This is a genomic window from Cupriavidus sp. 207A1 (assembly GCF_057798955.1).
In genome coordinates, this window is sequence record NZ_JBYOJO010000002.1 from 510692 (window position 1) to 525147 (window position 14456).

General features: G+C 67.7%; 11 protein-coding genes. 2 read left to right on the forward strand and 9 right to left on the reverse strand.

The window, feature by feature from the left end:
• Positions 1-11: 11 nt before the first annotated feature.
• Both AC3FMM_RS05145 and AC3FMM_RS05150 read right to left on the reverse strand, forming a co-directional pair.
• Positions 12-1154, reverse strand: coding sequence for an ABC transporter substrate-binding protein (locus tag AC3FMM_RS05145; RefSeq protein WP_198035961.1), 1143 nt, complete (start codon positions 1152-1154; stop codon positions 12-14).
• Between the two features lie 200 nt (positions 1155-1354).
• On the reverse strand, positions 1355-3253 hold the full coding sequence (locus tag AC3FMM_RS05150) for an ABCB family ABC transporter ATP-binding protein/permease (RefSeq protein WP_414249785.1): 1899 nt from the start codon (positions 3251-3253) through the stop codon (positions 1355-1357).
• A 116-nt stretch (positions 3254-3369) separates the two neighbouring features.
• Between AC3FMM_RS05150 and AC3FMM_RS05155 the strand changes: the two genes are divergently transcribed.
• The gene (locus AC3FMM_RS05155; RefSeq protein WP_062796782.1) at positions 3370-3774 is read left to right on the forward strand and encodes an acyl-CoA thioesterase; all 405 of its coding nucleotides are present in this window, start codon (positions 3370-3372) and stop codon (positions 3772-3774) included.
• A 225-nt stretch (positions 3775-3999) separates the two neighbouring features.
• Here AC3FMM_RS05155 and AC3FMM_RS05160 read toward each other — a convergent pair whose 3' ends face one another.
• The 7 genes from AC3FMM_RS05160 to clsB all read right to left on the reverse strand — a co-directional run bounded on the left by AC3FMM_RS05160 (position 4000) and on the right by clsB (position 13817).
• Positions 4000-4776, reverse strand: a complete 777-nt coding sequence (locus AC3FMM_RS05160) for an enoyl-CoA hydratase (RefSeq protein WP_473703477.1) — start codon at positions 4774-4776, stop codon at positions 4000-4002.
• 20 nt (positions 4777-4796) lie between these two features.
• A complete protein-coding gene (locus AC3FMM_RS05165) occupies positions 4797-5753 on the reverse strand; it encodes a DegV family protein (RefSeq protein ID WP_488686198.1) in 957 nt (318 codons plus the stop codon).
• A gap of 113 nt (positions 5754-5866) precedes the next feature.
• Positions 5867-7066 carry an acetyl-CoA C-acyltransferase gene (locus tag AC3FMM_RS05170; RefSeq protein ID WP_115679371.1) on the reverse strand — a complete coding sequence of 400 codons (1200 nt, stop codon included), beginning with the start codon at positions 7064-7066 and terminating at the stop codon, positions 5867-5869.
• A 21-nt stretch (positions 7067-7087) separates the two neighbouring features.
• Positions 7088-9544, reverse strand: a complete 2457-nt coding sequence (locus tag AC3FMM_RS05175; protein ID WP_326347003.1) for a 3-hydroxyacyl-CoA dehydrogenase/enoyl-CoA hydratase family protein — start codon at positions 9542-9544, stop codon at positions 7088-7090.
• 123 nt (positions 9545-9667) lie between these two features.
• A complete protein-coding gene (locus AC3FMM_RS05180) occupies positions 9668-11455 on the reverse strand; it encodes an acyl-CoA dehydrogenase C-terminal domain-containing protein (protein ID WP_115708140.1) in 1788 nt (595 codons plus the stop codon).
• Between the two features lie 76 nt (positions 11456-11531).
• A complete protein-coding gene (locus tag AC3FMM_RS05185; RefSeq protein WP_025583452.1) occupies positions 11532-12122 on the reverse strand; it encodes a TetR/AcrR family transcriptional regulator in 591 nt (196 codons plus the stop codon).
• A gap of 348 nt (positions 12123-12470) precedes the next feature.
• Entirely contained in the window at positions 12471-13817 is a 1347-nt protein-coding gene (gene clsB / locus AC3FMM_RS05190; RefSeq protein WP_488686199.1) for a cardiolipin synthase ClsB, read from the reverse strand.
• Positions 13818-13915: 98 nt separating this feature from the next.
• Here clsB and mobB point away from each other — a divergent pair, with 98 nt between their 5' ends.
• Entirely contained in the window at positions 13916-14446 is a 531-nt protein-coding gene (mobB, locus tag AC3FMM_RS05195) for a molybdopterin-guanine dinucleotide biosynthesis protein B (protein ID WP_115711541.1), read from the forward strand.
• Positions 14447-14456: the final 10 nt, after the last annotated feature.

The following is a 14456-nucleotide window of genomic DNA, read 5'->3' on the forward strand; positions in this document are numbered from 1 at the left end:
CAGGCCCGCCATCATCGCAGCACATCCAGTTCGGCCGCGCTCGGCAGGTACGCGTCGGTCCACAGCGCATCGGCGTTGATACGGCCCTTGGTGCCGAAGGCATCGGCCACCTGCGAGGCCATCAGCGACAGGCGCGGCTTGCTGATGCGGCCAAAGCCCTCGGCCTTGGCGTCGGGCGACCGGACCACGCTGTCCAGCGCCAGCTTCAGCCGGCGCGTTTCCAGCTTTTCGTCGATGATGCCGTCGCGCGCCTTGAGGGCGCGGATGCCCTCTTCCGGCCTCGCGATCACTTCGCGCGCCGACTTGCTGAAGGCGCGCAGGAACGCCTTCACCGCCTCCGGGTTCTTCCTGATGAATTCCTCCGACGCGATCACGGCGTTGCCGTACAGCTTCACGCCGAACTGCGGGTACGGCAGCACCACGATGTCCTCGTCCTTCACGCCGCGCGCGTTCAGGTTCAGGATCGACGTGAACGAGAACCCGGTGATGGCATCCAGATCGCCGCGCACCAGCATGGTTTCGCGCAGCGTCGGGTCCATCGCCTGCCAGTTGAACGACGATGCCTGCAGGCCGTTGGCCCGGGCGAAGATGGGGAAGGCGCGGCGGCCGGCGTCGAATACCGGCGCGCCCAGGCGCTTGCCGGACAGGTCCTTCGGCGCGCGGATGCCCGACTTCTTCAGCGCGAGGATGGCCGCGGGCGTGTTGTTGTAGACCATCATCACGGCCACCGGCTTGTTCTTCGCGTCCGGGTTGTTGCCGTAGAACTCCATCACCGACGACATGTCGGCGAAGCCCATGTCATAGGTGCCCGAGGCCACGCGGTTGACCACGTTGCCCGAGCCGTTGCCGGCATCGATCGCGACTTCCAGCTTCTCGGCCTTGTAGTAGCCCTTCTGCTCGCCGAGCAGGAACAGCGCCGCCGGCCCTTCGAAGCGCCAGTCGAGCTGGAACCGGACCTTGGTGGACGCAGCCTGCGCGTGGGCCGCGCCGGCGAATGATGTCGACAGCACCAGGCTGGTGCCGAGCATTGCGCCCAGCTTCAGCAGGCGGCGGCGTGCCGAAGCGCGGGCCGGGCGCGCACCGGCATGGCCAGCGCCTTCGGTGGCAGCCGTGAAAACGCCGGGCAACACTTGCGCAGCGCGGGATTTGGGCATGGCATCTCTCCGTGGATAGTGATTTCGGAGGGATTCGTCCGCAAGGGACATGCCAGCTTTGCCGGCCCCGTTCCAGGGCGTGCCCGCACGCGATTGTCGAACCAGAAATGGGCGTGGCGATTGCCGCGGCGGCATCGTCGGCAGCGATTGCCGACAATCCGCGCCGCGCCCTGGTGCAAGCCGGCGCGGCGCAACAGCGCTCAGGCGTCCTGCGTGGCGTCGCCCACGTCGAGCGCCAGCGCGTCCGCGCCGACCGCGTCGCCGCCCCTCGCGGCGGCGCGTGCCTGGATGTCCCACATCTCGGCATAGCGCCCGCCCGCGCGCATCAGCTGCGCATGGGTGCCGCGCTCGACGATGCGGCCGTGGTCCATCACCAGGATCTGGTCGGCATGAACCACGGTGGAGAGCCGGTGCGCGATCAGCAGCGTGGTGCGGTTCTGCGCCAGGCGCATCAGCTCGGCCTGGATCGCCTGCTCGGTGCGCGAATCCAGCGCGGAAGTCGCCTCGTCGAACACCAGCACCGGCGGGTTCTTCAGCAGCGTGCGCGCGATCGCCACGCGCTGCTTCTCGCCGCCGGACAGCTTCAGGCCACGCTCGCCCACGGGCGTGTCATAGCCCTGCGGCAGCTCGCGGATAAAGGCATCGATCTGCGCCGCCTGCGCCGCGGCGATGACTTCGTCGCGGGTCGCGTCCGGGCGGCCGTAGGCGATGTTGTAGTAGATGCTGTCGTTGAACAGCACGGTGTCCTGCGGCACGATGCCGATGGCGCGGCGCAGGCTGTCCTGAGTGATGGCGCGGATGTCCTGGCCGTCGATCTCGATCGCGCCGCCGCCCACGTCGTAGAAGCGGAACAGCAGCCGCGCCAGCGTCGACTTGCCCGAGCCGCTGTGGCCCACCACCGCGGTGGTGGTGCCGGCGGCGATGGTGAAGTCGACCCCGTCCAGGATGGTGCGGTCCGGCTCGTAGCCGAAACGCACGTCGCGGAAGCGCACCTGCGCCCCGCCGACTCGCAGCGGCGGCGCGCCCGGCGCGTCGGCCACCTCCTGGTGCGTGCCCAGCAGCACGAACATGCGGTCCATGTCGGTGGTGGCCTGCTTGATCTCGCGGTAGATCACGCCGAGGAAGTTCAGCGGGATATAGAGCTGGATCATCAGCGTGTTGACCAGCACCAGGTCACCCAGCGTCAGCTTGCCGTCGACCACGCCCACTGTGGCGCGCCACAGGATCAGGATCAGGCCGATCGCGATGATGGCCTGCTGGCCGAAGTTGAGGAACGACAGCGAGTTCTGCGAGCGGATTGCCGCGGTGCGGTACTTGCGCAGGTTCTCGTCATAGCGCTGCGCCTCGTAGGCTTCATTGCCAAAGTACTTGACGGTCTCGAAGTTCAGCAGCGAATCGATCGCCTTCTGGTTGGCGCGCGAATCCAGCTCGTTCATGCGGCGGCGGAAGTGCGTGCGCCATTCCGTTACCACGATGGTGAAGACGATATAGCCCACCAGCGCGGAGCCGGTGATGGCGGCGAACCAGATGTCGTAATGCAGGATGAAGAAGCCGATCACCAGCGCCATCTCCACCAGCGTGGGCAGGATGCTGTACAGCGAATACGAGATCAGCGACTGGATGCCGCGCGTGCCGCGCTCGATGTCCCGGCTCATGCCGCCGGTCTGGCGGTCCAGGTGGAAGCGCAGCGACAGTGCATGCAGGTGCCGGAACACCTGCAGCGCGATTTCGCGCACGGCGCTCTGCGTGACCTTGGAAAAGAGGATCTCCCGCAACTCGGTGAACAGCGTCGCGGACAGGCGCAGCATGCCGTAGGCGACGATCAGCCCGACCGGCACCGCCAGCAGCGCGCGCGGGTCTCCGGCGGAGATGTTCATGCTGTCGATCAGCCGCTTCATCAGCACCGGCACGCCCAGGTTGGCAACCTTGGCCGCCACCAGGCAGGCCAGCGCCAGCATCACGCGCCACTTGTAGTGCCAGACATAGGGCAGCAGGTTGCGCACGGTCTGCCAGTCGCTGCGGGGGGCGCGCTGGCCGGGAAAGAGCTTCACCGAGGCCGTGTCGGGGGCCTGCTCGGCGGTCGTGGAATAGCGGCGCATACGTTAGAATCCGGGCCAATGCGCGATTGTCGCAGAGATCGCGTTGCGCGGCTGGCGAAGGGTCTTTCGCTGCCACGCCCCATCCCCAGCCCTCAGCAGTCCACCCGCATACCGCCATGAACGCTCCCCACACCGTCCCCGCCCTGCCTGCCGGCAAGAACCCCGCGCTGCGCGTGGTGCCGATGCCCGCCGACGCCAACGTGCACGGCGATGTGTTCGGCGGCTGGATCATGTCGCAGGTGGATATCGCCGGCTCGATCCCGGCGGTCGAACGCGCACAGGGGCGCGTGGCCACCGTCGCGGTCAATTCCTTCCTGTTCAAGCACCCGGTGTTCGTGGGCGACCTGGTCAGCTTCTATGCCGACATCGTCAAGACCGGACGCACCTCGATCACGGTCGAGGTCGAGGTCTATGCGCAGCGCATGCGGCACAGCAATGAGATCGTCAAGGTGACCGAGGCGACGTTGACGTATGTGGCGACGGATGAGTCGCGGCAGCCGCGGGTGTTGCCGACGGCTTGAGGGATAAAAGGCTCCTGCCCATCGGTCGGTGTGCTCCCTCTCCCGCTTGCGGGAGAGGGTTGGGGTGAGGGCGGGCGCTGGCCGAAGCTATCGCGCTGGAAAAAACCGTTGGCCCCGCTTTATGTGGTTCCTTGCCTAGCCCACCCCTCACCCCGGCCCTCTCCCCATGAGGGGAGAGGGTGAACATCTTGCTTAGGCGAGATCAAGCGGCTTGGGAGCACTCCCTCATTCAAACTTCCTAAAATCCGGCTTCCGCTTTTCAAAGAACGCGCTGAACGCCTCCTTCGCCTCCGGCGCCACCAGCATGCGCCGGAACACCGCGCCCTCGTCGGCCATCTGCTTCTCCACTTCGGCCATCGCGCCGGCCTTCATCAGGCGCTTGGTCTCGCGCAGCGACGACGCCGGCAAGGCCGCCAGCTTGCGTGCCTGTGCCAGGGCAAAGTCATGCAACTCGGCCACCGGCAGCACCCGCGTCACCAGCCCGATCTCCAGCGCTTCCTGCGCGCTGAAGGCCTCGCCCAGCAGCAGCTTCTCGGCCGCGCGCTGGTAGCCGACCAGCCGCGGCAGCAGCAGGCTGGAGGCGGCCTCGGGGCACAGCCCGAGCTGCACGAACGGCAGCGACAGCTTGGCGGTGTCGGACGCATAGACCAGGTCGCAGTGCAGCAGCATAGTGGTGCCCACGCCCACCGCGGCGCCGCTGACCGCCGCGACCACCGGCTTGCTGGCATGGCTGATCTGGTACAGGAACTGGAACACCGGGGCGGCTTCGGCGCCCTCGCCCGCGCCGGGCGGGCGCTGCATGAAATCCTCAAGGTCGTTACCCGCGGTGAAGACTTCGGGCTTGCCGCGCAGCAGGATGGCGCGCACGGCGGGATCGGTCTCGGCCGCGCGCAGCGCGTCGGCCAGCGACTGGTACATCGCCGCGGTGATGGCGTTCTTCTTGTCGATGCGGTCGAATTCGAGCGTCAGGATGCCCTGCTCGATGCTGGTACGGATGCTCATGGTGTCCTCGTCTGTGGGAGTTATTCGAAAGGCGGCGGCGACTCGGCGAGATAGCTGAGCCCGAACGCGCGCGCGCCGACATTCAGTGCCACTGTCAGGCTCATCGGCGCCAGCATCAGCTCGACGCCCTGGCTTCGTGCGGTATTCGCCAGCGACTGGTACGCCGGCATCGCGCGCACTTCGTCCAGCGGGCCTGCATAGCAGGCCGAGATCGCCGGCACCAGCAGGTCGCCGGCGCGCAGGCATTGCTCGGCATGCTGCAGCACGCGGCGCCTGCCTTCTTCCGAGCCACGCGCCCTGGCGATGGCTTCGGTCTGGCCGCGGTGCATATGCACCACGGGGCGGAGGTTGAACGCGCTGCCCATCACGTAGCGGCCCCAGGTAATGCTGCCCTCGCCCTTCTGCCGTGCGCGGGTGTACAGGTAGAGCAGTTCGTCGGGCACCAGGAACATGTGGGCGGCATCGCGCAGCCGTGTTTCCACGGCCTCGCGCACGGCCTGCGGACTGGCGCCGGCCAGTGCCATGCGCGCGGCTTCGCGCACGATCAGCGCCTGGCCCGGGCCGATGGCCCCGGTGTCGACCACGGTCAGGTCGAACAGCCCCGGGCGTCCCGCTTGCTTGCGCAGCCGCACGCTGCGCGCCACGGTGCCGATCACCGCGCCGCTCGCATGCGCATACAGCTTGCTGCGCGTGCTGGCGATGGTGAACAGGATGGCGCGGTCGCACTGCGCCGCCACGTTGCGCAGCAGGTGTTCCTCCAGCTCGCGCTCGACCATCGGCACCGATTCGGCATAGTGGTCCTGGCGCCCGACCAGGTATTGCTGGTAAAGCCGCGGCAATGCGTCTTCATCGCGCGTGTCGGCGACGAACTGCTCGCCGGCGCGGATGCGGAACGGAATGGTGTGGACCTTCAGCGCGGCCATGACGTCGCGTGGCAAGTCGCACGCGGCATCGGCCAGGATGGCTGTCTCCTGCATATTGTTGTCTCCTCCCCTACCTGGTGACCCGCGTCGCGGGCGGCAGCCCCGGTACTGCTTTCTTCACCTGATGCAGAAGGGCGGGATGGCCATGGGCCATCCCGCAGGCGCGTTTATACGCGCTCGAATATACCTGCGGCGCCCATGCCGGTGCCGACGCACATGGTGACCATGCCGTACTTCAGGTTGTGGCGGCGCAGCGCATGTACCACCGTGGCCGAGCGGATCGCACCGGTCGCGCCCAGCGGGTGGCCCAGCGCGATCGCGCCGCCCATGCGGTTGACCCTCGCGGGATCGAGGTCCAGGTCGCGCATTACCGCCAGCGATTGCGCGGCGAAGGCTTCGTTCAGTTCGATCCAGTCGAGCTGGTCCTGGGTCAGGCCCGCCGCCTTCAACGCCGCCGGGATCGCTTCCTTGGGGCCGATGCCCATGATCTCGGGCGGCACGCCGCGCACCGCGAACGAGACGAAGCGCGCCAGCGGCACCAGGTTGAACTGCTTCAGGATCTTCTCCGAGACCAGGATCAGCGCGCCGGCGCCGTCCGAGGTCTGCGAGCTGTTGCCGGCGGTGACGCTGCCCTTGTTGGCAAACACCGGGCGCAGCTTGCCCAGGCCTTCGAGCGAGGTATCCGGGCGCGGGCCTTCATCCAGCGCGATGGTGCGGGTCTTCACGCTGACCTGGCCGCTGGCGAGATCGGGGAAGCGCTCGACGGTCTCGACCGGCGTGATCTCGTCGCGGAACTCGCCGGCCTGTTGCGCGGCGATGGCCTTCTGGTGCGACGCCAGCGAGAACGCGTCCTGGTCCTCGCGGCTGACCTGCCACTGCTGCGCCACCTTCTCGGCGGTCAGGCCCATGCCGTAGGCAATGCCGACGTTCTCGTCGCGGGCGAAGATCTCCGGCGACATCGACGGCGAGTTGCCCATCATCGGCACCATGCTCATCGATTCCACGCCGGCGGCAATCATCACGTCGGACTCGCCTACGCGGATGCGGTCGGCGGCCATCGCCACCGCGCTCAGGCCAGAGGCACAGAAGCGGTTGACGGTGATGCCGCCGACGGTGTTGGGCAGGCCCGACAGCAGCGCGCCGATGCGGGCCACGTTCAGGCCCTGCTGGGCTTCCGGGATGGCGCAGCCGACGATGGCGTCCTCGATCAGCTTCGGGTCCAGGTTCGGCACCTGGGCCACCGCGGCCTTCAGGATGGTGGCCAGCAGGTCGTCGGGGCGCGTGTGCTTGAAGGCGCCCTTGGGGGCCTTGCCGATCGGCGAGCGGGTAGCCGCAACGATGTATGCGTCTTGCAGTTGTTTCATGATCTCGGTTCCTCGCTAGCCTGATTAGTTACGCACCGGCTTGCCGGTCTGCAGCATGCCCATGATGCGCTCCTGCGTCTTGGCGGTGCCCAGCAGGTCGACGAAGGCCTTGCGCTCCAGCGCCAGCAGCCAGTCCTCGCTGACCAGCGCGCCGGCCTCGACGTCGCCGCCGCACACCACTTCGGCGATGCGGGTGGCGATCAGGAAGTCATGCGCGGAGATAAAGCCGCCGTCGCGCATATTGACCAGCGACGCCTTGATGGTGGCGATGCCCGAGCGGCCGGCCACCGGGATCAGCGCCGGCAGCGGCGCGCGGTAGCCGGCATCGGCCAGCGCGCGCACTTCGTTCTGCGCCACGTGCAGCAGCTCGTGCACGTTGAAGACGATCCTGTCCGACGGCTGCAGGTAGCCCATCTGGCGCGCTTCCAGCGCCGATGCGGAGACCTTGGCCATCGCCGCGCTCTGGAAGCGGCTGGTCACGAATTGCAGGATGTTGGTGCTGCCCGCTGCCTGCGCGGCGCGTGCTGCGGCCAGCGCGGCTTCCTTCAGGCCACCGCCGGCGGGCACCAGCCCCACGCCGACTTCGACCAGGCCCACGTATGTTTCCAGCGCAGCCACGCGTGCCGCCGAATGCAGCATCAGTTCGCAACCGCCGCCCAGCGCGATGCCGGACGCCGCCGACACCACCGGCACCGAGGCGTACTTCAGGCGCATCATGCCGTCCTGGAACTTCTTCACGAACGGCTCGATGCCCTTGGCGCCGCCCATCATGAAGGCCGGCATCGCCGCTTCCAGGTTGGCGCCGGCGGAGAACGGGCCACCCGGCGCGCCCAGCTGCAGCGAGGTCGGCTGCCACACCACCAGGCCCTTGTAGCCAGCCTCGGCCAGGTCGATGGCGCGGGTCAGGCCGTCGATCACGTCAGGCCCGATGGTGTTCATCTTGCTCTTGAACGAGACCACCAGCACGTCGTCCTGGCCCTCGCTGACCCAGATGCGCACGGCGTCGTTTTCCTCGACGGTGCGGCCCGCCTTGCGCGGATCGACCGCTTCGCTGCCCTTCAGCGCGGCACGGAACACCTGGCGCTGGTACACCGGCAAGGTGCTGCGCGCGACGAACGACTGCGTCGCCGGCGACCACGAACCTTCGGCGGCATGCACGCCCTGGCGCTCGGCGACGGGGCCTTCAAAGACCCATGCCGGCAGCGGCGCGGCCGAGAGCGCCTTGCCGCTTTCCACATCTTCCTTCACCCACTCGGCCACCTGCTTCCAGCCGGCCGACTGCCAGTCCTCGAACGGACCGGAGTTCCAGCCGAAGCCCCAGCGGATCGCCAGGTCGATATCGGCGGCGGAACCGGCGATCTGCTCCAGGTACACGGCGATGTAGTGGAACACGTCGCGGAACACCGCCCACAGGAACTGCGCCTGCGGGTTGGTCGATTCGCGCAGCAGCCTGATGCGCTCGGCCGGCTCTTTCTTCAGCATGCGCACCACGATCTCGTCGGCCTTCTTGCCCGACTCGACGTACTGGCCGGTCTTGGCGTCGAGCACCTTGATGGCCTTGCCTTCCTTCTTGTAGAAGCCGGCACCGGTCTTCTGCCCGAGCGCGCCCGCGTCGACCAGGCCCTTGAGCACCGCCGGGGTCTTGTAAACCGGCGCGAACGGGTCGTCGTGCAGGTTGTCCTGCATGGTCTTGATCACGTGCGCCATGGTGTCCAGGCCGACCACGTCCGCGGTGCGGAAGGTCGCGGACTTGGCGCGGCCCAGCTTGGCACCGGTCAGGTCGTCGACCACGTCGAACGGGATGCCGAACTTCTCGGCCTCGGCGAACACCGCCAGGATCGAGAAGATGCCGACGCGGTTGGCGATGAAGTTGGGCGTGTCCTTGGCGCGCACCACACCCTTGCCGAGCGTGGTGGTCAGGAAGGCTTCCAGCTGGTCGAGGATCTGCGGCTGCGTGGTCGCGGTCGGGATCAGCTCGACCAGGTGCATGTAGCGCGGCGGGTTGAAGAAGTGGACCCCGCAGAAGCGCGACTTCAGGTTATCGTCAAACCCGTCGGACAGCGCGGTGATCGACAGGCCCGAGGTGTTGGTGGCGAAGATCGCGTGCGCGGCCAGGTGCGGCGCGACCTTCTTGTACAGGTCGTGCTTCCAGTCCATGCGCTCGGCGATCGCTTCGATCACCAGGTCGCACTCTTTCAGCAGCGCGATATCGTCCTCGTAGTTGGCGGCCTGGATCAGGCCGGCCTCGTCCTTGATGCCGAGCGGCGCGGGCGACAGCTTCTTCAGGTTGTCGATGGCGCGCAGGGCGATGCCGTTCTTCGCGACCGGGGAAGCGGACGGGGCCCCTCCCCCGTCCTTGTCCTTGGCGGGAAGGTCGAACAGCACCACCGGCACGCGCGCGTTGATCAGGTGGGCGGCAATCTGCGCGCCCATGACGCCGGCACCCAGCACGGCGACTTTCTTGACGATGAAATTGGACATACTCGCTCCTGAGCAATGAGCGTTGTAAATCGTCGTCCCCGCGTACGCGGGGACCCAGTGACTTTGGTGTTCCGTCAGCGCCTGTAACGACGCCGGGTTCCCGCCTTCGCGGGACCGACGGACTTAGAACAGATCCGCGTCCAGCGCCATCAGCGAAGCCGAACCGGCGCGCGCCTTGCGGATCTCGGCGGCCGTTTCCGGCAGCAGCTTGGCAAAGTAGAAGCGCGCGGTGGCCAGCTTGGCGGTGTAGAACTTGTCGCCGCTGCCCTGCTTCTCCAGCGCGATCTTGGCCATGCGGGCCCAGAAGTACGCGAACACCAGGTGGCCCACCACGCGCAGGTACGGCACCGCGGCGGCTCCCACTTCGTCGGCGTTGCCCATCGCCTTCATGCCGATTTCCATGGTCAGCTTCTGCACCTTGTCGCCCAGGTCGGCCAGCGGGTTGACGAACTCCTGCATGGCTTCATTGGTGCCTTCGGCCTCGACGAATTCCTGCACGATCTTGCCGAAGGCCTTCATCTTCGCGCCCATGTCGCCCAGGATCTTGCGGCCCAGCAGGTCCAGCGCCTGGATGGTGTTGGTGCCTTCGTAGATCATGTTGATGCGGGCGTCGCGCACGTATTGCTCCATGCCCCATTCGGAGATGTAGCCGTGGCCGCCGAACACCTGCATGCCCTCGTTGGTCGAGGTGAAGGCGTTGTCGGTCAGGAACGCCTTGATCACTGGGGTCAGCAGCGCGACCAGGTCGCCCGCCTGCTTGCGCACGGCCTCGTCCGGGTGCGACAGCTCGCGGTCGATCTGCAGCGCGGTCCAGTAGCTGAAGGCGCGGCCGCCTTCGGCGTAGGCGCGCTGGGTCAGCAGCATGCGGCGCACGTCGGGATGCACGATGATCGGATCGGCGGCCTTCTCCGGCGCCTTCGGGCCGGTCAGCGCGCGCATCTGCAGGCGGTCCTTGGCGTAGGCGACCGAGTTCTGGTAGGCCACCTCGGTCAGGCCCAGGCCCTGCGCGCCCACGCCCAGGCGCGCGGCGTTCATCATCACGAACATGGCGTTCAGGCCCTTGTTGGGCTCGCCCACCATCCAGCCGCGCGCGCCGTCCAGGTTCATCACGCAGGTGGCGTTGCCGTGGATGCCCATCTTGTGCTCGATCGAGCCGCACTGGATGCCGTTGCGCTCGCCCGGGTTGCCGCTGGCATCCGGGATGAACTTGGGCACCACGAACAGCGAGATGCCCTTGGTGCCGCCCGGCGCGTCCGGCAGGCGCGCCAGCACCAGGTGGATGATGTTCTCGGCCAGGTCGTGCTCGCCGGCGGAGATGAAGATCTTGGTGCCGGTGATCAGGTAGGAGCCGTCGGCCTGCGGCTCGGCCTTGCTGCGCAGGATGCCCAGGTCGGTGCCGCAATGCGGCTCGGTCAGGCACATGGTGCCGGTCCACACGCCGGACACCAGCTTGGGCAGGTAGGCCTGCTGCAGCTCGGGGGTGCCGTGTGCGTGCAGGGCCTCATAGGCGCCGTGCGACAGGCCGGGGTACATGGTCCAGGCCTGGTTGGCCGAGTTCAGCATCTCGTAGACCACGTTGTTGACCACGATCGGCAGGCCCTGGCCACCGAAGGCCGGGTCGCACGCCAGCGCTGGCCAGCCGGCCTCGACATACTGCTGGTAGGCTTCCTTGAAGCCGGTGGGCGCCTTGACCACGCCGTCGCCGACATAGGTGCAGCCTTCGCGGTCGCCCACCTGGTTGAGCGGGAACACCACGTCCGAGCAGAACTTGCCGGCTTCCTCGATGACCTGGTTGATGGTGTCCGCGTCGATGTCCGCGTGCGGCGGCATCGCCTTGAGTTCGGCTTCGGCGCCGAGCAGTTCATGGAGCACGAACTGCATGTCGCGCAACGGTGCGGTGTACTGGCCCATCAGAGACTCCTTGGAGTTGTGCGATGCCGCCACGCCGCCCGCCTCGCTTGACGCGATCCGGTCCGACCCGACGGCCTCAGGTACGGTAAGACTGAATCAGCTTGTTGAGCGCGACCATGGCAAGCTCGGCGCTGTCGGGCAGGCGCAGGAAACGGGCGTCATGATGCAAGCCTAGTTCAAGGCTGTACATCTCGAACAGCATCAGGCGCGGATCGCAGTCCGCGCGCAGATGCCCCTCTTCCTTGGCCTGGTTGATGGCGCGGGTCAGCGCTGCCCGCCAGATGGTGACGCTCTTGACCAACTCGTCACGCACCAGGCTGCCGGCACGGTCGTCGTACTCCACCGCGCCGCTGATGTAGATGCATCCCGTCGTCACTTCCTGGATGCGCTTCTCCATCCAGCGCCGCACCATCGACCACAGCCGGGGCAGGCCGCGCGGCTCCTGCAGCGAGGGATAGAACACCTCCTGCTCGAACCGGCGGTGATACTCCCGCACCACCTCCACCTGCAGGTCCTCGCGCGAACCGAAATGCGCGAAGACGCCGCTCTTGCTCATCTGCATGCGTTCCGCGAGCAGGCCGATGGTCAGACCTTCGAGCCCGTCGCGGGACGACAATTCCAGTGCGGCATCCAGAATCGCCACGCGCGTCATCTCGCCCTTGCGCATGGGCGAGGGCGACGAGGCGGCGGATTCGAGACGGGCTGACTGGTGTCGCATGTTTTTTCTCCGTTCTGCGGCGCCTGCTGCGGCACCGCGTATGACCCTGACGTTGCATTCATTGCTTGCGGGCGGCCGGCGGATTTGCCGGTGCATACCGCGAATGCACGCAGTCTAAGCCAAAAAAGAACGGTCGTTCAGATTATTCTGGCGCGGCACCTGCCCATCAAGCTTTTAATTAGACCGCTGTTTCTAAACGGACTGCAATGCAGCATGTCCGCCAGCCGCGATGCTGCCACCGGTTTCAGCGCGGCCGTTGCCGCATGGCAGCAAACGCACACCGGCCGCCACGCCGTTTCAGTAGCGGCCGGTGACGCCGGCAATGATCACGCCCAGTCGCAGCAGCATATAGGCCGTCCAGTTGGCCAGCCGGTGCAGCGGCGAGCGCCGCGCATGCACGTCGGGCAGCACGCGCACGCTGCGGTGCGCAATGGCGCGCTCCAGCGCTTCGCGCAGTTCAGCGGCGAAGGCCGCATCATAAACGGCAACGTTGGCCTCGCGCGCGAGCAGCAGGCTGAACGGGTCCATGTTGCTCGACCCGACCGTGGCCCAGGCCTCGTCGACCACACCGACCTTGGCGTGCAGGAAGCTCTCGGCGTACTCGTAGATCTCGACCCCGGCCTCGAGCAACGAGGCATAGAGCGCATGGGTGGCGTAGTGCTGCAGCCGGTATTCGACCATGCCCTGCAGCAGCAGCCGCACGCGCACGCCGCGCTCGCGGCAGGCCAGCAGCGCGCGCCGCATCTTGTGGCCGGGCAGGAAGTAGGCGTTGGCCAGGATCACGTCGTGGCGCGCCGCGCCCAGCGCGCGCAGGTATTCGCGCTCGATGGTGCGGCGGTTGCGCAGGTTGTCGCGCAGCAGCAGCGTGGCGCGAATGCCGCCGGTGGCTTCGGGGCGCGGCGGCAGGTCGGTCACCAGCGGGTAGTCGGCGACCGCCGCGGCGCGCTCGCTGCCGCGCGCCTCGCGCAGCGACAGCCGCCACCACAGCCGCTCGGACGACAGCGCGATGCGGTCCACCAGCGGCCCGCTGACCTGCACCGCGAAGTCATAGCGCGGCCCCAGGTTGGCGCCTTCGAAGGGACCGTGGTTGTGGTCGTCGATGATGTTGATGCCGCCGACGAAGGCGACATGGCGGTCGATCACGGCGACTTTGCGATGCAGCCGGCGCAGGTGGCGCCGCGCCAGGCGGAAGCCGCGCAAGGCGCGGTAGACGCGCAGGCGCACGCCGCCCGCGCGCAGCCGCTCGGCCAGCTCGGCGGGCATGTCGCCGGCGCCGAAGCCGTCCACCGTCACCCGCACCGCGACCCCGCGCGCGGCGGCCCGGATCAGCGCGTCGGCGACGGCGCGGCCGACCTCGTCGTCGGCATAGATGTAGGTTTCCAGCATGACCTGGAACGCGGCCTGGTCGATGGCGGCGATCAGCGCCGGAAAGAAGTCGTGGCCGCCGTGCAGCAGCCGAACGGTATTGCCGGTGGTGGGCTTGCCGCGGCGCCAGGCCCAGCGCAGCATGTGGTGGCGATAGGTCGGCTCGCCGGAGGTGGCGGTGTCGTGCACCGGGGCGCTCTCGGCCTGGGCGGAGTGGGAGATCCGTGACATGCCGTGATTATCGGACAGTTTGCCGCGGGCAAGGCGCAGCCTGCACATTGCCGCCCGGAACTCTGCTATCGTCGATGCCGATGCCCGCCCCGCCGCTACCGCAGGTGGCTGCAGGCAGACTCCCGACGCCCCCTACGGAAACCATGGTGAAGGTATTCGGCATTACCGGTTCGTCCGGCAGCGGCAAGACCACGCTGCTGGACCAGCTCATCCCCTGCTTCGTCGGCGCTGGCCTGCGCGTGGCCGGCGTCAAGCACACCCACCACGGCTTCGATCCCGACACGCCCGGCAAGGATTCGTGGCGCATGCGCGCGGCCGGCTGCGCCAACGTCGTGCTGGTCGGCGCGCGCCACCTGACGCTGATGCGCCATTACCCCGAGGCCGTGCCGTCACCCGAGCTCGACGACGCGCTCGCGGTGCTGCCGCCCGATACCGACCTGGTGCTGGTGGAAGGATACAAACGCAGCGATTTTCCCAAGCTCGAAGTATTCCGCCCCGCGCTGGGCCGTGCACCGCTATGGGACGAGGTGCCGGGCGTGGTGGCGGTCGCGAGCGACGATCCCGCCGCCGTCGCCGCCATGACCACGCTGCCAGTGCTGGACCTGAACGATGCCCAGGCGGTGTTCGCCTTTATCCGCGACTATCCCCTGCCCGGCCGCGACGGCGGCGCGGGCTGACCGGGCTCTG

Bases quoted from the DNA above. Each gene is read 5' to 3' on its own strand.
- AC3FMM_RS05180 (WP_115708140.1), bottom strand. From the start codon at position 11,455: ATGGGCCAGTACACCGCACCGTTGCGCGACATGCAGTTCGTGCTCCAT.
- AC3FMM_RS05175 (WP_326347003.1), bottom strand. From the start codon at position 9,544: ATGTCCAATTTCATCGTCAAGAAAGTCGCCGTGCTGGGTGCCGGCGTC.
- AC3FMM_RS05155 (WP_062796782.1), top strand. From the start codon at position 3,370: ATGAACGCTCCCCACACCGTCCCCGCCCTGCCTGCCGGCAAGAACCCC.
- clsB (WP_488686199.1), bottom strand. From the start codon at position 13,817: ATGTGCAGGCTGCGCCTTGCCCGCGGCAAACTGTCCGATAATCACGGC.
- AC3FMM_RS05185 (WP_025583452.1), bottom strand. From the start codon at position 12,122: ATGCGCAAGGGCGAGATGACGCGCGTGGCGATTCTGGATGCCGCACTG.
- AC3FMM_RS05145 (WP_198035961.1), bottom strand. From the start codon at position 1,154: ATGCCCAAATCCCGCGCTGCGCAAGTGTTGCCCGGCGTTTTCACGGCT.
- AC3FMM_RS05165 (WP_488686198.1), bottom strand. From the start codon at position 5,753: ATGCAGGAGACAGCCATCCTGGCCGATGCCGCGTGCGACTTGCCACGC.
- AC3FMM_RS05160 (WP_473703477.1), bottom strand. From the start codon at position 4,776: ATGAGCATCCGTACCAGCATCGAGCAGGGCATCCTGACGCTCGAATTC.
- AC3FMM_RS05150 (WP_414249785.1), bottom strand. From the start codon at position 3,253: ATGCGCCGCTATTCCACGACCGCCGAGCAGGCCCCCGACACGGCCTCG.